We start from the raw sequence: 16,856 nt of genomic DNA on the forward strand, positions 1-16,856 counted from the left end.
GGCATGGCTATTCATATTCGTCATGCCGATGAGTCGGTGCTGGAAGCGCATGAAATCAACGTGACGCCGTTTATCGACGTCATGCTCGTTCTGCTCGTGATCTTCATGGTTGCTGCACCTCTGACGACGGTCAACGTCCCTGTTGATCTGCCATCTTCTACTGAAACGCCTGCTCCCCGCCCGGATGAACCGGTGTTCCTGACCGTCAAGGCTGACCATACGCTGGCTCTGGGCGAAGATGCCGTCAGTTCGGATCAGCTCGTTGATGCACTCGGCAAAGCCAGTAAGGGCAACAAGGAAGAGCGCATTTTTCTGCGGGCGGACAAGACCGTCGATTATGGAACACTGATGGATGTGATGGGGCAGCTTCGGAAGGCTGGTTTCCTCAAGGTCGCGCTTGTCACGCTTCAGGGGCAGGAGGCTGGGGAAGGACCGTGAGTTCTTCACACGCGTCTCTCCCCACGACCTTCCGGGACTGGTATCAGTCGTATCAGCAGACCGAAGACCAGCGGAGTGTCCGTGTCTGGGGTTTGTCTGGTGCTGCGATGACTGTTCTGACAGGCATCGCACTCTGGTGGGCCGTGACACATGCGCCGCCACAGGTTGCGGCCCCAAGTGCTGCCCCCCCGCCTGCTATCGCGATTGACATGTCCCCCATGCCGACACCTGCGCCGGCTCCTCCTCAGGATGTTGATCCGGGCCCACAGCAGATGGTCACGCCGCCGGAACCGCAGCCGGATACGCCTCAACAGGTGGATGCCCCGCCGTCTCCGGCGCCACATCCGCCCGTGCCTGTTCCAAAGGTGGAGAAGGTCAAGGTTCACAAGAAGACAGTAAAGAGCCCGCCTCAGCCCGTGAAACCGGTCCCGATGCAGGCTCCTGTTGCCGACAAGATGACAGCGCCGCCAGCTGCAGACAGTACGCCATCTCAGAGCAGCAGCGCGGCGTCTGCCTCTCACGCGAGTCACTCCAGCAACGCGCCCGTGACCTGGCAGGGCGATATTCTGGCGCGTTTGGAACGTTTCAAGCGTTACCCCGCAGAAGCTCTGGCGCAGCATCAGGAAGGAACTCCTGTGCTGTTTTTCGTCATGGATCGGCGTGGGCATGTTTTGTCTGCAAAAATCCGGAAAAGTGGTGGTTTTGCATTGCTGGACGAAGAAACACTGGCGGTTGTCCGGCGTGCAGAACCGTTCCCGCCGCCGCCGGAAGAGATTGCAGGGACGACAGTTTCTCTCACTGTTCCTATCGAATTTTCCGTCGAGGACCAGTAAAGGGAAAAGCTGAAGGAATGCTCCAGTCAGATCGTGGCTGGAGATGACATCGAGGCTGGACGTCTCCAGTTTCCGTAAGCGTTAACGTCAATCAACGCACAGAACCGAACAGCCCCTGCGCTGTGCCGGGCCTGTGCGTCTGTCGTCATGCAGTCCTCAGACCCGTTGCTCAGGGTTAATTCAAGGATGAGAAGATGACCGTTACTGACACCACAACCATTGCTCCCCCGGAAATTCGTCGCGTCATGCACGAGCTGAAACGCCGTGACCTGACTGTTGTGGACGTCGGGCGTGTGACGCCACACATGATCCGCATCACGCTTCAGGATGAGAGCCTTCGGGATTTTCCCAGCCTGTCACCGGATGATCACATCAAGATATTTGTTCCGCAGGGTGATGGTGAAATGGCCCGTCGGGATTACACGCCGCGCGTGTTTGACCGCGCTGCTGGGACGCTGGTTCTGGATTTTGTGGACCATGATGGCGGACCGGCGGCGGACTGGGCCCGGCGCGCCAAGCCTGGCGATCATCTGGCCATTGGTGGCCCCAAAGGATCGCGCGTCATTACGGGAGATATTCGCAACTGGCTTCTGATTGGGGATGAAACCGCACTTCCCGCTATTGGCAGGCGCGTCGAGGAACTGGATGCCGGAACGCCTGTCACCACACTGGCTGCGGTGACAGATGCCTCAGAGGAACAGTCCTTCAAAACGAAGGCGTCCTACACACCTGTCTGGGTTCATCGTCCAAGCGAACAGGCGCATCAGGCCGAGCCGTTCTTACGCGCCTTGCAAACCATTCAGATCGCGCCGCAGACATTCATCTGGGTTGCGGCTGAAGCATCCGTTGCACGCTCTATCCGAAGTGTTCTGGAAAACGAGCGTGGAATTTCGCCGCAGTGGATCAAGGCGTCCGGGTACTGGACGAAGGGCTGAAAATGGAAAAAGCCGCGTGTGTTGAACATGCGGCTTTTTGTGCGAGAGTGCGTTACTGGAAGGGCAGATAGCGGAAGTCGAAGAAGATCTGGCTCATACTGGTATGCGGATCGCCGCCAATGCCTTTCCAGATGTCCCGCCGTGCATAAGCAAGCTGGGTGCCACCTTCAACAGTGCCAAAGCGGCCTTTGAAGAACCTCCACCAGGCACCGATCGTCGCCTCTGAAACGCCGCGTGTATTGGCGGAGCAGGTGAGGGACGAAAGCTCCTGCAGGCAGCCAGCATTTGAGTACAGCGGGTTGCCGTAGCCGTAAGACGACCCTTCACTGTTGAAATAAGCATGTCCCACGCGCTGTGTGCCAAAATATCCATACACATCAATATGCGGGTTGGGATGTGCAATCAGGCCTGCCTGTGCCTGAAGACCGAAGAGGGGCACCGGGTCGCCCTGGGCATTCAGTGTGGCATCCGGAAGCAGCACGGAACCGTAGCGGTTGATGCCCCATCCCGCGAGACCGGCTGCGCGGAATTCCAGCTTGCCTGAAATGATTGGCAGGATCAGCGATCCCCCTGCGCCACCCGCAATGGCGGTGTTGTTGTGGCCTGTATGATTGATGGTCACGCGATCATGCGGGAAATGCAGAATCCCTTCGACTTCGTAATGGCCCCAACTGGGATCGTAAGCCAGTTTGCCAATAAGGTCTGGTGCGATTTCGTTTGAGAAATTCGCCGTGTCATTTGTTAGGCCAACGCCATTTTCACCAATCGTGGCTGTGTTGCCGTTTGGAAGGGACACCGTGCCGTTGGTGTTCGTGAAGCCTGTGGTGTCATACAGGGTTGCCGGGTTTTCGATGGAGAAACCTGCCCAGAGGCGATGGTCCATGAAATCCTTCACGACGCGCACCTGCCATTGGCGAGCCCATGTCTGACCCGCCAGCATGGAGGCTTCAATGGTTTCTGGAAGGCTCTCCTGACGGGCCACGATACCAATACGGCCGGGCGTCAAAAGGCTCCAGGCCTGGCCGCCGAGGAAATGCCAGCCAGCTTTGTTATCATCATAGGCCAGATAGGCCTGACGCATCCGGAACGCATAGCTGTTGCTTTCATATGGATCCGTCGTAACTGCACCAGCACCGAAATCGGATTCAAAGAAGCCTGAAATGGTCGCTTCGGAATTAATGTTGCCGCGTGCCAGGAGGGAGAGGCGGCTATAGCGGGCGCTCCCTTCGAAATTATTGGTGTGATATCGCGGTTCATTCGGATACGGCATGTCCTGCCAGTAATTGAATGTGCCAGATGCGACATGGCGGTTCTCAAGAACGGCTGCCATGTCCACAAAGCCACCGAGCATGAGCGTGACAGGCCCAAGGTGAAACACGCCATGGTCGCCCACAGCGCCTGCAGCCTGCGCGCCGATTGTTTCACGCGGATGTGGGCCGACACCATTTTCAGCGAAGCGCACCATGACATCTTCTGTCCGCTTCCCGACCACGGCCAGTTCAGATCCGGTGCCAGATTCAGTCACTCCGTGGTCGCGACGATCTCGTGCAACACGGTCTCTTGAGTCTGATGAGGGGAGAGCGCGGGAAGCGTGTCCTTCAGGCGAGTTGGCGTTGGATGCGAATGTTGCTTCTGAAGCAAGTTCTGTTGGGTGCGGGGACGAATGGAGTTGTGGCGCGTGAGACGCAACTCCATGAATGGCAGACCTCGAAGGCGTGCCGCGAGCGACCATTGTCGTGTTCGTCGTTGTCTTGTCTGCTGGCTGAGCCGTGTGATGATGCTTGGCCATCTCTGAGCGCAGCATGACAAGATCGTGATTGATCTCTTCCTGTTCCTGCTGAACATGTGCCTGCGCTTCCTGAAGGCGGTGCATCTCCTTTTCCATGCGAGACATCACATCGTCATCTGCGTGCGCCTGTGAATGTACTGCGAGCAGGCCAAACGCTGTGCTCATCATCAGGAGCCCGCGGATAGAAAAAACAGTGCTGCAGGCCAGGCGCAGAGGGAAACGGGACAACTACGTTCTCCATGTCAAAAGATGTCTGATCTATGACACGGAATCGTGATCTCAAGAGTTAAAAAAGGTTTCAGACTCATGGAAAATCCAGAGCCAGAGCAAAATTTGGAGAGATGTATAAGATTGCAATGTCTGAACATTCAGCTTCGTTCAAAACGCTGGGCACAAACAGAAAATTCCAGCTCTGAGACCGTACAGAGTACGATCAAAGCTGGATATCTGCGTCATTTCATTTTGAGAAATGTGCCTGTAAGCTTTTGAAAAGCTTGGTGTCCCGTACGGGATTCGAACCCGTGTTGCCGCCGTGAAAGGGCAGTGTCCTAGGCCTCTAGACGAACGGGACTGGAGGCGTGAGCGGGTGTATAAGGGGGTTCATTTGTGCCGTCAAGCACTTGAAACGTCAGAAATGAAAAAAGTTAGATTTTGTCGTTCCTGCCAGGTTTCCACCCTCAAATGCCCTGCCAGATGCAACAGCGGCATCGTCCGATCTTCCAGCAACGGGACAAATGGTTTGTCTCCCGCACGGAAGACAAGTGCCTTCAGGCGTGTCCCGCCGTCTTCCCCCTGGAACATCACGCGCAGGGTATTTCCGTCCTTGCCAATGCGATCAGTCTTGACGCATCGCACATTGCTGATTGCCAGAACGGGCTCTTCATTGCCGGGTCCGAAAGGAGCCAACCGCGCAAGCTGAGCAGCGACTTCAAGCGAGGCTCCTCTGAGTGTGGTGAGGCCATCGATCCGTAATGCGTCCTGAACCGGAAGAGCACGTGCTTCGGAAAGCGTGTTGTCCAGTAGTTCATGGAATGTGGCAGCATTGCCGGCTTCCAGCGAGAAGCCGGCAGCCATGGCATGGCCACCACCGGTCAGAAGAAGCCCGGACTGTCTGGCCGCGATGATTGCAGCACCGATATCCAGTCCAGGAACAGAGCGGGCAGATCCTTTGATAATTCCGTCCGCGAGAGCGCCCACCAAAGCCGGACGATTGAATCGCTCCTTCAGTCTCCCCGCAACAATGCCCACAACACCTGGGTGCCAGGTTTCACCATGCAGAAAGATCACCGCATGATTGGCTTCGATCTGCTGTTCAGCCTGCTCCATAGCCTGAGCAAGAATGCCAGCTTCGACGCTCTGACGTTGCCGGTTCACATTATCCAGCTCATCCGCAAGAGCACGAGCTTCCACGACGTCTTCGGAGAGCAGAAGTCGCAAACCAAGATTGGCCTTGGCAATACGGCCTCCTGCGTTAATGCGTGGCCCCAGAGCGAAGCCACAAGCCATCGCACTGGCTTCTTCCTTCACGCCTGCCACAGAAGACAGTGTGGCTAATCCCAGGCGCTCTCCGCGCGCCATGACGCGCAAACCCTGCATGACGAGTGCACGGTTCAGCCCGGTAAGAGGCATGACGTCACAGATCGTGGCAAGAGCCGCGAGATCCAGACGCTTAAGAAGGTCAGGGGCAACGCGTCCATCCGTAAACCAGCCGTCTCGCCGAAGAAGACGTACGGTGGCGACCATGGTCAGGAAAGCGACGGCCGTTGCGCAGATTGCGCCAAGACCAGAGGTGCAGTCGAGGCGGTTCGGGTTAACGACAATGCCATTGGGCAGGATCGAGCCATCCGGCTTGTGATGATCAAGGACAATGACGTCCGTTTGGCCGTGAAAGCCGTTCAGAATGTCGATCGCAGCAGTGCCGCAATCGATGCAGACGAGCAGGGTTGCACCTTCGGAAACCAGTTTTTCGAGTGCTGGTGTGTTGGGGCCGTAGCCCTCGGTCATGCGGTCTGGGATGTGTGTGCTGACGGTACAGCCAAATTCCCGGAGGGTGTCACAGATGAGCGCTGTGCCGCAGGCGCCATCCACATCGTAGTCGCCAAAGAGGCCGATATGTTCATGGGTGCGGACGGCTTGAGCAAGTCTGTCAGCAGCTTTGTCCATATCCTGCAGGCAGGAAGGGTCAGGCATGAGATCCCGCAGACGCGGGTCCAGAAAGGAGGCTGCTTCCGTGGCTGTGACACCACGGGCAGTCAGGATACGGGCCAGAAGTTCCGGAATGGCTGCTCTTTGAGCCATTCCAAGGGCAAGGCGGTTATCCGCCTCTGCCAGACGTGGATCGCGCCAGATCCACCGACGGTTGCCTGCGCTGCGGGATACGCCGAGTACCAGGCCCGTATCGTCTTCTAACATGCTACTCCATTCAGGATGGTCGATTTGTCTTCAGGCTGAAGTCGTGATGGCTCTCAATATAGCGAACTGTGCCAGATTTTGAACGCATAACGATCGAATGCGTCTTGGCGCGGGTTGGGCTGATCCGTTCCACACCCTTCAGCAGAGAGCCGGTGGTGACGCCTGTAGCGCTAAACAAAACGTGACCGGCGGCCATGTCGTGCAGACCAAGAAGGCGCGTTGGGTCTTTTCCGTCAGCCATTTCGCGGGCGCGTTCACGCTGTGCATCGTCTTCAAACAGGAGGCGGCCCTGCATCTGACCATTCATGCAGCGGATTGCGGCTGCTGCCAGAACACCCTCGGGAGCACCGCCGGAACCTGCGTAAAGATCTACGCCGCCGCCATCGATGCAGGTTGCGATAGCCGCAGCAACGTCACCATCGCTGAGAAGCTGAACGCGGGCACCAGCCTGACGGGCACGGGCAATCAGTTCTTCGTGGCGTTCACGGTCCAGCGTACAGAGCACGAGGTCTGACACGTCGCGGTTTTTGGCCTTCGCAAGGTTGCGCAGGTTTTCTTCGATGGAAGAGTCCAGATTGACGACATCTTCCGGCAGGTCCGGGCCGACGACAATCTTTTCCATGTAGATGTCCGGGGCGTGCAGGAACTTGCCGCGCTCGGCGAGGGCGACCACCGTAATGGCATTCGGCAGGCTCTTGGCGCACAGGTTCGTGCCCTCAAGCGGATCGACCGCGATGTCCATGGCTGGGCCGCCGGAGCCGACCTTCTCACCGATGTAAAGCATCGGTGCTTCGTCCATCTCGCCTTCGCCAATGGTGACGACGCCATCAATGGCGACCGTATCAAAGGCGGCGCGCATGGCCTGAACAGCCGCACCATCGGCGTCGTTCTTCAGGCCGCGGCCTGTCCAGCGGTCAGAGGCAATAGCGGCCGCTTCCGTGACGCGGACAAGCTCCAGCGCCAGGTTGCGGTCAGTTACGCGGTAGGGAAGAACATTTGTAGGATCGATCACTGGAGAGAATCCTCGATCTTGAGCACCAGGGGAGCTCCCTTAACAACAGGGAGCGCGGAAAGTGCTGTGATAGCTGCAGAAATAGCCTTTTCTGGGGCCTGATGAGTCACCAGGGCCAGATATGCACGTCCCGCTGCAGCATCATGTTGCGAGACAAAGTGCACGGAAACATCATGGTCCCGGAGAACCGATGTCAGATCAGCCATGACACCCGAGCGATCTTCCACATCCAGACGAATATAGAAGGCGCTCTTCAGTTCCCCGAGGCTGGTGCAGGCAACGGGGGCTGGTGTGTTCCTGACGCCCCAGACCGGAAGGTCTGCACCACGGGCCAGATCGATCAGGTCTGCCACCACGGCGCTGGCTGTCGGGCCTTCGCCCGCTCCCCGGCCGGAAATGGTGATAGGACCACTGAACGGGCCTTGTGTGGTGACGGCATTGAATACCCCTTCCACGGCGGCGATGGCTGCCTTGGCGGGGACCAGACATGGGCGAACCCACGCCTCGATCCCGCTGTCTTTGCTGGCACGAGCCATGCCGAGCAGTTTGATACGGTATCCCAGTTCGTTGGCGAACGTCAGATCCGCCGCTGTCACATCTCGGATACCGTGGACAGGAAGAGTGTCAAATGCGATGGGCTGAAACGCGATGCCGGCGAGGATGGCCAGCTTGTGAGCCGTGTCCCATCCGTCCACATCCGTGGAAGGCTCAGCCTCTGCATAGCCTTTGGCCTGAGCTTCGGTCAGAACATCTCCGAAATCCCGGCCAGTCGTGCGCATTTCCGTGAGGATATAGTTGCAGGTGCCGTTCAGGATGCCACCCACGCTATGGAGACGATCTGCAGCCAGACCTTCACGCACAAGTTTGATGGCGGGAATGCCTCCAGCAACAGCGGCTTCGAACAGGAGAGGCGCATTATTTTCGGCTGAAAGGCGTGTCAGTGCGGAACCATGCAGGGCGACGAGAGCCTTGTTGGCGGTCACAACAGGCAAACCACGCGTGAGTGCCGTTTCCACCATGTCACGCGCCGCGCCTTCAGATCCGCCGATCAGTTCAACAACAACGTCGATCTCCGGGTCCTGAGCAACGGATACGGCGTCGTCATGCCAGCGGGTGGTAGACAGATCGACGCCGCGATCCTTGTTCTTGCTGCGCGCTGTCACCGCCACAACTTCGATCGGGCGGCCAGCGCGGGCGGTAATCGTTTCAGCGTTCTCCCGCAGGAGACGAATGACGCCGACACCGACAGTCCCAAGTCCGGCCAGTCCGATCCGCAGTGGTTTCACGATGATGCAGCTCCAAGAAGGTCAGCGGTCGATGCGCCGGCACCGTGCCGGCTCATGAAGCTCTTGATGGCCCGCGTCGCCTGACGCAGCCGCTGAGTATTTTCGACAAGTCCGATCCGGACGAACCCTTCGCCATATTCGCCAAAGCCCAGGCCGGGTGCGACGGCCACGCCAGCTTCTTTCAACAGGAGCTTGGAAAATTCCACGCTTCCCATGTCGGCGAAAGCGGGGGGAATAGGGGCCCATGCGAACATGGATCCGGCGGGGGCAGGAACGTCCCAGCCCGCAGCGCTCAGGCCACGCAGCAGAACATCCCGGCGATCTTTATACATGGCGCGGATGTCCGATACGTAATCCTGTGGGCCATTTAGAGCCGCAACCGAGGCCACCTGAATCGGCGTGAAAGCACCGTAGTCCAGATAGGACTTGATACGCGTAAGGGCCTGAATCAGCTTTGGGTTGCCAACGGCAAAGCCCATGCGCCAGCCCGCCATGGAATACGTCTTGGACATGGAGGTGAACTCCACGGCCACGTCCTTTGCGCCTGGCACGGCCAGCAGGGATGGTGGTGGCTCATCTGCGTTGAAATAGATCTCGCTATAGGCGAGGTCCGACAGTATCCAGATGTTTTCCCGGCGCGCGAAGGCCACGATTTCCTTGTAGAAATCGAGATTGGCGACAAAGGCCGTTGGGTTGGACGGGAAGTTGACAATCAGCGCGGTCGGCTTCGGAACGGAGTGACGCACGGCGCGGTCCAGTGCGCGCAGCATGTCCTCATCCGGTGTGGCCGGAATGGAGCGGACGGACGCGCCTGCGATGATGAACCCGAACTGATGGATAGGGTAGGACGGGTTCGGCACAAGGATCGTGTCACCGGGGCTGGTGATGGCGGCGGCCAGATTGGCCAGACCTTCCTTGGATCCCAGCGTCGCGATGACTTCCGTTTCCGGATCAACTGAGACGTTGAAGCGGCGTTCATAATAGTTCGCCATGGCGCGGCGCAGACCGGGAATGCCGCGGCTCACGGAATAGCCATGCGCGCGCGGATCACCCACGGTTTCGACCAGTTTCTGCACGACATGAGCCGGCGGAGCACTGTCCGGATTGCCCATGCCAAGATCAATAATGTCCTCACCGGCCGCTCGCGCGGCAGCCTTGGCCTTGTTCACTTCAGCGAACACGTAGGGCGGCAGGCGGCGGATGCGGTGGAACTCTTCGGTCATGACCAGCTCAGGGTGAGAAGATTAAGGGAGGAGGCACGATAGACAGGTTTTTCCGTAAGAGGAACAGTCCTTTACGGGGGCATGGCGCAGGGAAGGGGTCAGCCCCCAATCCGTACGCGGACACCGTCCCCAATGGCTTCCGCATGAATGCTGATGTCAGATGCCGGAACACCTCTTTTGACAAGAGCATCAGCTACGGTCCGGGCGCGCAGGAGGCCCAGAGAGATTTCTCTCGCCTGATCTGCGGCGGAGAGCCCCGCATCCGCACTCATGGCTGCCCCAAAGCCCAGAATCGTCACCTTCTGCTTGCCGCGATGGGATAGCAGGCGCTGGTAATCTCCAGACGGGTCGCCCACCACATGATCTGTGGAAGGCTGAAAGCGGATCAGCGTTCCTTCGGGCGTGGAGCTATCAATATCCGGGCGAAGCGGGCCGCTCAGATTGGCGTCCATTGGAATATCAAAGCCAGGGAACTGGGGTGGCGGTGGCGGTAATGCGCCAATCTGCGGATATTCTCCCGGAGGTGTTGGCGGGATCGATTTGGCGATGACGGGAGGAAGCTCTGCTTCTGGCTGCTTCTGCTGGTCAGACTTTACAGTTTTCGCCGGTGCGGGCGCCTTGGCGGGCATTACGGGCGCGCTTGTCGCTGTATCTGTTGCGGCAGCATCCTGAGCTGGCTGCCCGGCAGAGGCCATGGTCAGGCTGTTTTGTTCGTCTGAGTCCGTGCCCGTTGGATTAACGGCGGAAGCGGCTGTCCGGGGAGGTGGTGGTGGCGCTACCGGCAACGTGCCGCGTGCTGCGGTTTCACGCTGGGCAAGATTGCGCTGAGCCTCAAGCTGCATCGTGAGGTTAATGCGGGCTTCCGGGGACGGCATTTCCGGGAGTTTCGTGGGGGTGCGCCCTACATGCGGGTAGGGCTCGTTCTGGCCTGGCGGAGGCGGACGCAGCTTGGCAATTTCTCCGCCTTCGAAGCTATGCCACCACCCGGCGGTCGTATCGACAGGGTCCTGATGCTGGCAGCCGGCAAAGAGGGGAGTGGCCAGCAGCAGCATGAACGGGATCTTTCCCGCATTTCTGCGCGTTACCGCTTTCCCGGGATGCGTCATGTTCCCTGAACCCACTGTGCCGTTCCTGCCTTCGCCAAATCTCTGAACAGGGCGGAGACTAGCCGTTCGTGATCGGGATGGCGAGACTTCGTCTTTCCCGGACTTGGCATGAAGGCAAACGAAGAGCAGGATAGGGGGATGAAGACGCACGATGGATCTGGAAACGACATGGACATCACCAGAATGACCCTTACCCGTCTGGACGACGAGCCCGATGCCCCTGAGGCCCCGGAAGACGACAACAAGACGCTGAACAGCCCGATCAGCGAACTCGAAAGCCGCCTGTTCGACCAGCGCAAGGTTCTGATCTTTGGTGGGATCAACGACAAGATCGCCCGTGATGTGACGGGGCGCCTGCTGGCGCTGGCCGGTTCGTCCGACAAGCCGATCGACGTCTATGTGAATTCCCCGGGTGGACATGTGGAGAGTGGTGACACCATCCATGACATGATCCGCTTTGTGGATTCGATTGCGCCCATCAATATGATTGGTACTGGCTGGGTCGCCTCCGCAGGTGCGTTGATCTATGCAGCGGGCCGCCCGGAGCGTCGCGTTTGCCTGCCGAATACGCGGTTTCTGCTTCATCAGCCGATGGGCGGTGTGCGCGGTCCGGCAACGGATATCGACATTGAAGCCCGTGAGATCATCAAGATGCGTGAGCGTCTGAACCGGATTTTCGCCAAGGAAACGGGACAGACCTACGAGAAGGTCGCCAAGGATACGGACCGCAACTACTGGATGTCCGCGAAGGAAGCGATCGACTACGGGCTTGTTCACCGTATCATCCACTCCGCGACCGACCTGAAGTAAAACTACAAGCTCCAAGGGGCACGGCGTGCCGCAGGGCACGCCGCGAAGACTATCATGAAAAGCCTGGCCGAAATCTATTCCCACCTTCCCGACGCACCGTCGGAGAAGACGCTTGAGCGCGTCGATTATGAAGCGCGCCATTGGAGCAGCCCAATCAAGGGGCCTCTCAAGCCGGGAACGGAAGAGCACAAGAAGGCTGTCGCGCAGATGTTTCGCGACACGTTCAATCCATACAAGCCTTCGGTCATTGACTGGCCGGAACTTGATCCGGAAACGCTGCATCGCATCACGTCCCTGCCAATCTGGGATATTGCTGTTCAGACCGAAGGCAAGGCACGCCTCCGTATGGCCGCCTATGCGGCGATGATTGATGACCCGGACATGAAGGACGCTCTGTCCCGCAATGCCTGGGAAGAAAATCGCCATAAGGAAGTTCTGACCAAGCTGGTTGAAGCCTACAAAATTCCGATGGCGCCTGAGCCTCCCTATGTGGAGCCGAAAGACACGGAATGGGCCTACCTGGTGACGGGCTTCTCTGAATGTGTGGACAGTTTCTTTGCCTTTGGCCTGTTTGCCTTGGCTGAGCGCGCAGGGCTTTTCCCGCCGGAACTGATCGAGACATTTGAGCCTGTGATGCAGGAAGAATGCCGTCACATTCTGCTGTTTGCGAACTGGCTGGCCTGGCATCGGGCCACAATGCCGTTCTGGAAGCGCCCATGGTTTGAAGCGCGTGTTATCGGAGTCTGGATCTTCCTGGCGTATGAGCGCATGGGCTTGGCGCGCAGCATCGACGAGAGCGGTGAAGAGCACACGCAGGACAATAATTTCACGGTCACCGGGGCCAAGGACATGACGAATATGGATGTCAATGTTCCTGACCTGATGCAGCTCTGCCTTGATGAGAATGACCGCCGCTTTGCGGGCTATGATCCGCGGTTGCTTCGGCCGACAACCACTCCGGCCATTGCGAGAGCGATTATCAAGGGAGTGAAGACATGGGCATGTCTGCGCAGCAAGCTATGCCCCGCGAAGTCTGTTGCCTGAAATAATTTTTAGAACTTCTAAAGACCAAAAGGATCAGGCTCGCCTGATCCTTTTTTTATGCCCTGTTTCAGGTCTTTAATCTGCCGGAGGGCCCGTAGCTATCAGGTCTATGCCTTGTAATGCTTTGGGCGGAAGACAGGGCAAGAAAGCGTTTCTTCAATCTGATATTGGCTTTGCTGTCTTCCAACAGACAAAAAAAGAGGCCCCTTGTCGGAGCCTCTTTTTGCTGAAGTCAGTCTTCAGTTGATGCGTCGTCATCACTCTCTGGGCCTGTCATCATGGCTTCTGCCACGACACCGGCTTCAGAACGTACGCGACGCTCGATTTCCTGCGCCATTTCAGGATGGTCTCGCAGGAACTGCTTGGCGTTTTCACGTCCCTGACCAATGCGTTGGCTATCGAAAGAGAACCATGCGCCGGATTTCTCGACGATGTTCGCTTTCACGCCAAGATCAAGAAGTTCACCGACCTTACTGATGCCTTCACCGTACATGATGTCGAACTCAACCTGACGGAACGGCGGGGCCATCTTGTTCTTGACCACTTTGACGCGCGTCTGGTTTCCAACGACTTCATCCTTGTCCTTGATGGAGCCGATGCGCCGGATATCAAGACGAACGGAAGCGTAGAACTTCAGCGCGTTACCGCCTGTTGTGGTCTCTGGGTTGCCGAACATCACACCGATTTTCATGCGGATCTGGTTCAGGAAGATGACCAGTGTGTTCGATCGTGAGACGGTTCCGGTCAGCTTGCGCAGGGCCTGGCTCATGAGGCGGGCATGAAGGCCGACGTGGCTGTCACCCATATCGCCTTCGAGTTCTGCCCGGGGGACCAGCGCGGCCACTGAGTCCACCACCAGAACATCAATGGCGCCGGAACGAACCAGCGTATCGACGATTTCCAGCGCCTGCTCACCGGCATCCGGTTGGCTCAGCAGAAGGTCATCGACATTAACGCCGAGCTTCTTGGCATATCCAGGGTCAAGCGCATGTTCCGCATCGATAAAGGCGACCGTACCGCCCTTTTTCTGTGCTTCAGCCAGAACATGCAGTGCCAGCGTGGTTTTGCCGGAGCTTTCCGGCCCATAAATTTCGACAACGCGGCCGCGGGGCATGCCGCCAATTCCGAGAGCGATATCAAGCCCCAGGGAACCGGTTGAAATGACGTCAGCCTGCTCTTTCGGGCGCTGGCCCATCCGCATGATCGACCCTTTGCCGAACGCACGCTCGATCTGGCTGAGAGCGCCTTCAAGCGCCTTGGTCTTGTCCATTCAATCCTCGTAATCGTTCATGGCTGGTGGGCAGGAACACGATAGACCTTGCCAGGCCCTCCGCATAGGAGGGCACCTCTCACCGGAGAGAATTTCATCGTGTTCTGAGGTGTCGTGTTCACAAATGTTCTGGTCATCATATCATGAGAACAAGAGGCTTCGCCAAGGGGGTAGCATTAGAAAAAAGAAGATTCTTTTTATCTGATCGGAGAATGGTTGCCGGCTGGCCTTCTGAGTTTCCACACATAAGCAATGACTGCGGCCACGACCTTGAAATGCTCTGCCGGAATTTCACTTTCGAGAGGCAAGGGATAAAGAGCGCGGGCCAAAGGAGGATTCGCTACGATGGGTACGCGGTGGTCTTGTGCTAGCTCTCGAATGCGCGCGGCTACGTCGTCAACACCTTTGGCAACGATCTTAGGGGCACTTGATGCGCCCTTTTCATAAACAAGTGCGACGGCATAGTGCGTTGGATTAGTCACAATGACCGTGGCGGTTTTTACGGCGTCCATCATGCGCTGCCTGGCCACCTTGGCGCGCATGGCTTTCAGTTTTCCTTTAACGTGCGGATCGCCTTCAGTATTTCGGTATTCTTCCTTGAGCTCTTCCCGGCTCATTTTGAGTTTGGCTGCGTGCCGAAAGCGCATCCAGAAGATGTCGCCTCCAGCAATCACAAGTTGAGCCAAAATCATGCCTGTGGCGCCACTGAGCCCCAGACGAATAACAGTCGTCAGAATGGCGCTTGCGTTGAGGCCTGTCATACTCCGGGCGTCAGGGATAATGCCTTTCGCCAGGTGCCAGAGTACCGCGACGAAGATAAGCAGTTTGACGAGCGCTTTGCATGTATCCGGCAAGGTTCCGCCGCCCAAAATCCTCTTAAGACCTCCCATAGGAGAAACACGGGACATCTTTGGGAGTAATGATCCGGGATGAATCAGAAAGCCGGTTTGCAGGAAGCCCACACCTAGCGTGAGTGCCGTGATGAGTCCTGCTACGGGAAGGGCGAGTGCAAGCCCTGCGGTGATGGTGTGTTGTGTTGTGGAAAGAAGGCCGCCCTGTACCATCGAAATGGTGCCGGCATTGTCCATGAGACTTTTCATGCTGTGCACAAAGTTGGGCACCAAAAACGGAAGAAGCGCGAAAATACCCAGGAGGCCACCGAGCAGGACAGTAAAGCTCATGGCTTCTCGAGAAAGAACGATTTGTCCGTCGTCTCGGGCTTTCTGGAGCCTTTGTTGCGAAGGGGCTTCTGTTCTGTCTTCTGCGTCTGCCACGCGTCAAAGCCCTGGCAGTGTGCGGAGCACATCAACAGCCTGTCCTTGCCAGACTGTCAGCATGGCCTGGAGTGTTAACCCCAGGAGCGCAATGCCTCCCAACATTTGTAAGGGGTTCGCGGTATTATAAATTTGTAGATTTGGGAGCAGCCTCGTCATGATCCCGAGCATCATTTCCCAGATAAGCGACAGGATCAGAAATGGAGCACTGAGTTCCAGGCCAAGAGTAAAAGCCTTGCCCGTCATCTGAATAATACTGCGCGCGGCATCTCCAAAAATGGGCCAGTGTGGAACTGCAGCATGGTTCATGAGCGCCCCTCCCGGCGGAATGAGGCTGTAGCTGCCAATCACTGCGTGAATTGGCAAAAGGTAGGCACCGGTGATCAACAGGATCAGAGGGGCGAGCAGATTCATGAAGCGTGCGGGCGCTGAGCTGCTGGAGCCAAGGTCGGGGTCTGGCTGGAGCACGCTGGAAATACCGATGAACATGGCGATCATCTGACCAGCAATAGGGAGCGCCATCGTAATCAGGCGTGCAATCCATCCGATCAGAAGGCCAGCGAAAAGCTCCACAGATATCATTCCTGCGAGCGCTATCGGGCCGAGCGTGTCGAGCTGCGAAGTGTTCAGCAAAGGGAGAACCAAGGGAAGGATCAGAAAGGTAAGCGTCAGGGCAATTCCTGCTCTGATCATCATGGGGAGCGACTGTTCCCCCAGTCCTGGCATCACCATGACCGTCGCACCCGTTCGGCAAAGAACCAGCACAAACGCCAAGGCCCATTCTGTCAGAGCCTGTCCTGACAGATCCGTTGGAAAAGGAAACGATGTCACGTTGTTCCGACGAGAATGAGCTGATCAAACAGATGTCGGGTGAACGTCAGTAGGGTTGCCGTCATGAAGGAGCCTGCCATCACCATGACAACACCGATGGCGATTACTTTGGGGACAAAAGACAATGTGCTCTCATTCAGCTGCGTGACGGCTTGAAAGAGTGACACCAACAGGCCAACGGCCAGCGCAGTGAGGAGAGCCGGAGCGCTCAGTTTGAGGGCGACAATGAAGGTCTGCTCCAGAATCGCGCCCAGATCGATTGCCTGCATTGGTCAGATCGTCATTTTCATAACGTCCTGGTACGCCTGCACCATTCGGTCTCGAAGGACCGTGGACGTCTGCAGCGCGAGTTGGGCGTTGGATACGGCTGTGACGATCTGGGTCATGTCCCCGCCGCCATGCAGTCCGGCAGCAGACTGTGCTTCTGCATCATGGCCAGTGTTGATGACGCTGCTGACCGCCTGCGACATGACAGAGCCGAAATCGCCCGAGGCAGCCGTGCCATCAGGAACGTCGTCCGTCACTCCTGTCTGAAAACGGCTCTGAAGGCTTTGGGCGTATGCGCTATGCGCTTGGGAAAGGGACGTGATCAT

At 57.5% G+C, this 16,856-nt stretch carries 16 protein-coding genes and 1 tRNA gene; 5 read left to right on the forward strand and 12 right to left on the reverse strand.

The window, feature by feature from the left end; genetic code table 11:
- Positions 1–3: 3 nt before the first annotated feature.
- From exbD to R5H23_RS05015, 3 genes are all read left to right on the forward strand, one after another.
- On the forward strand, positions 4–438 hold the full coding sequence (exbD, locus tag R5H23_RS05005; protein ID WP_317214688.1) for a TonB system transport protein ExbD: 435 nt from the start codon (positions 4–6) through the stop codon (positions 436–438).
- A complete protein-coding gene (locus tag R5H23_RS05010; RefSeq protein ID WP_317214689.1) occupies positions 435–1,271 on the forward strand; it encodes a TonB family protein in 837 nt (278 codons plus the stop codon). Before exbD ends, R5H23_RS05010 begins: the two co-directional genes overlap by 4 nt.
- Before the next feature lie 194 nt (positions 1,272–1,465).
- Positions 1,466–2,206, forward strand: a complete 741-nt coding sequence (locus tag R5H23_RS05015; protein ID WP_317214690.1) for a siderophore-interacting protein — start codon at positions 1,466–1,468, stop codon at positions 2,204–2,206.
- A 52-nt stretch (positions 2,207–2,258) separates the two neighbouring features.
- Here the strand turns inward: R5H23_RS05015 and R5H23_RS05020 are convergent, their stop codons facing one another.
- The 7 genes from R5H23_RS05020 to R5H23_RS05050 all read right to left on the reverse strand — a co-directional run bounded on the left by R5H23_RS05020 (position 2,259) and on the right by R5H23_RS05050 (position 11,049).
- Positions 2,259–4,163: a hypothetical protein gene (locus R5H23_RS05020; RefSeq protein WP_317215073.1), complete on the reverse strand. Its 1,905-nt coding sequence runs from the start codon at positions 4,161–4,163 to the stop codon at positions 2,259–2,261.
- Between the two features lie 327 nt (positions 4,164–4,490).
- Positions 4,491–4,566 (reverse strand) — tRNA-Glu (locus R5H23_RS05025).
- A gap of 41 nt (positions 4,567–4,607) precedes the next feature.
- A complete protein-coding gene (recJ, locus tag R5H23_RS05030) occupies positions 4,608–6,407 on the reverse strand; it encodes a single-stranded-DNA-specific exonuclease RecJ (RefSeq protein WP_317214692.1) in 1,800 nt (599 codons plus the stop codon).
- A 10-nt stretch (positions 6,408–6,417) separates the two neighbouring features.
- Positions 6,418–7,419 (reverse strand): class II fructose-bisphosphatase, encoded by a 1,002-nt coding sequence (glpX, locus tag R5H23_RS05035; protein ID WP_317214693.1) that lies wholly within the window; start codon positions 7,417–7,419, stop codon positions 6,418–6,420.
- Entirely contained in the window at positions 7,416–8,705 is a 1,290-nt protein-coding gene (locus R5H23_RS05040; RefSeq protein WP_317214694.1) for a homoserine dehydrogenase, read from the reverse strand. The genes glpX and R5H23_RS05040 overlap by 4 nt, the downstream gene beginning before the upstream one ends.
- On the reverse strand, positions 8,702–9,928 hold the full coding sequence (locus R5H23_RS05045; RefSeq protein ID WP_046900077.1) for an LL-diaminopimelate aminotransferase: 1,227 nt from the start codon (positions 9,926–9,928) through the stop codon (positions 8,702–8,704). The genes R5H23_RS05040 and R5H23_RS05045 overlap by 4 nt, the downstream gene beginning before the upstream one ends.
- Positions 9,929–10,026: 98 nt before the next feature.
- Positions 10,027–11,049, reverse strand: coding sequence for a hypothetical protein (locus tag R5H23_RS05050; protein ID WP_317214695.1), 1,023 nt, complete (start codon positions 11,047–11,049; stop codon positions 10,027–10,029).
- Between the two features lie 153 nt (positions 11,050–11,202).
- Here R5H23_RS05050 and R5H23_RS05055 point away from each other — a divergent pair, with 153 nt between their 5' ends.
- Both R5H23_RS05055 and R5H23_RS05060 read left to right on the forward strand, forming a co-directional pair.
- Positions 11,203–11,844, forward strand: a complete 642-nt coding sequence (locus R5H23_RS05055; protein ID WP_046900896.1) for an ATP-dependent Clp protease proteolytic subunit — start codon at positions 11,203–11,205, stop codon at positions 11,842–11,844.
- Between the two features lie 54 nt (positions 11,845–11,898).
- Positions 11,899–12,888 (forward strand): ferritin-like domain-containing protein, encoded by a 990-nt coding sequence (locus R5H23_RS05060; RefSeq protein WP_317214696.1) that lies wholly within the window; start codon positions 11,899–11,901, stop codon positions 12,886–12,888.
- Between the two features lie 232 nt (positions 12,889–13,120).
- Here R5H23_RS05060 and recA read toward each other — a convergent pair whose 3' ends face one another.
- The 5 genes from recA to R5H23_RS05085 form a co-directional block, all read right to left on the reverse strand.
- A complete protein-coding gene (gene recA / locus R5H23_RS05065; protein ID WP_046900074.1) occupies positions 13,121–14,158 on the reverse strand; it encodes a recombinase RecA in 1,038 nt (345 codons plus the stop codon).
- Positions 14,159–14,355: 197 nt separating this feature from the next.
- Positions 14,356–15,432, reverse strand: a complete 1,077-nt coding sequence (locus tag R5H23_RS05070) for a flagellar biosynthesis protein FlhB (protein ID WP_211506904.1) — start codon at positions 15,430–15,432, stop codon at positions 14,356–14,358.
- A gap of 3 nt (positions 15,433–15,435) precedes the next feature.
- On the reverse strand, positions 15,436–16,263 hold the full coding sequence (locus R5H23_RS05075) for a flagellar biosynthetic protein FliR (RefSeq protein WP_317214697.1): 828 nt from the start codon (positions 16,261–16,263) through the stop codon (positions 15,436–15,438).
- Positions 16,260–16,532 carry a flagellar biosynthetic protein FliQ gene (locus tag R5H23_RS05080; protein ID WP_086633790.1) on the reverse strand — a complete coding sequence of 91 codons (273 nt, stop codon included), beginning with the start codon at positions 16,530–16,532 and terminating at the stop codon, positions 16,260–16,262. The genes R5H23_RS05075 and R5H23_RS05080 overlap by 4 nt, the downstream gene beginning before the upstream one ends.
- A gap of 3 nt (positions 16,533–16,535) precedes the next feature.
- Complete coding sequence (locus R5H23_RS05085; protein ID WP_046900070.1) at positions 16,536–16,856, reverse strand: flagellar hook-basal body complex protein FliE; 321 nt, start codon at positions 16,854–16,856, stop codon at positions 16,536–16,538.

The organism is Gluconobacter sp. GP1, assembly GCF_032913585.1.
Classification (GTDB): Bacteria; Pseudomonadota; Alphaproteobacteria; order Acetobacterales; family Acetobacteraceae; genus Gluconobacter; species Gluconobacter cerinus.

Coding starts and splice junctions, on each gene's coding strand:
- exbD (WP_317214688.1), top strand. CDS start 4: ATGGCTATTCATATTCGTCATGCCGATGAGTCGGTGCTGGAAGCGCAT.
- R5H23_RS05015 (WP_317214690.1), top strand. CDS start 1,466: ATGACCGTTACTGACACCACAACCATTGCTCCCCCGGAAATTCGTCGC.
- R5H23_RS05020 (WP_317215073.1), bottom strand. CDS start 4,163: ATGATGAGCACAGCGTTTGGCCTGCTCGCAGTACATTCACAGGCGCAC.
- recJ (WP_317214692.1), bottom strand. CDS start 6,407: ATGTTAGAAGACGATACGGGCCTGGTACTCGGCGTATCCCGCAGCGCA.
- R5H23_RS05045 (WP_046900077.1), bottom strand. CDS start 9,928: ATGACCGAAGAGTTCCACCGCATCCGCCGCCTGCCGCCCTACGTGTTC.
- R5H23_RS05055 (WP_046900896.1), top strand. CDS start 11,203: ATGGACATCACCAGAATGACCCTTACCCGTCTGGACGACGAGCCCGAT.
- R5H23_RS05060 (WP_317214696.1), top strand. CDS start 11,899: ATGAAAAGCCTGGCCGAAATCTATTCCCACCTTCCCGACGCACCGTCG.
- recA (WP_046900074.1), bottom strand. CDS start 14,158: ATGGACAAGACCAAGGCGCTTGAAGGCGCTCTCAGCCAGATCGAGCGT.
- R5H23_RS05080 (WP_086633790.1), bottom strand. CDS start 16,532: ATGCAGGCAATCGATCTGGGCGCGATTCTGGAGCAGACCTTCATTGTC.
- R5H23_RS05085 (WP_046900070.1), bottom strand. CDS start 16,856: ATGATCACGTCCCTTTCCCAAGCGCATAGCGCATACGCCCAAAGCCTT.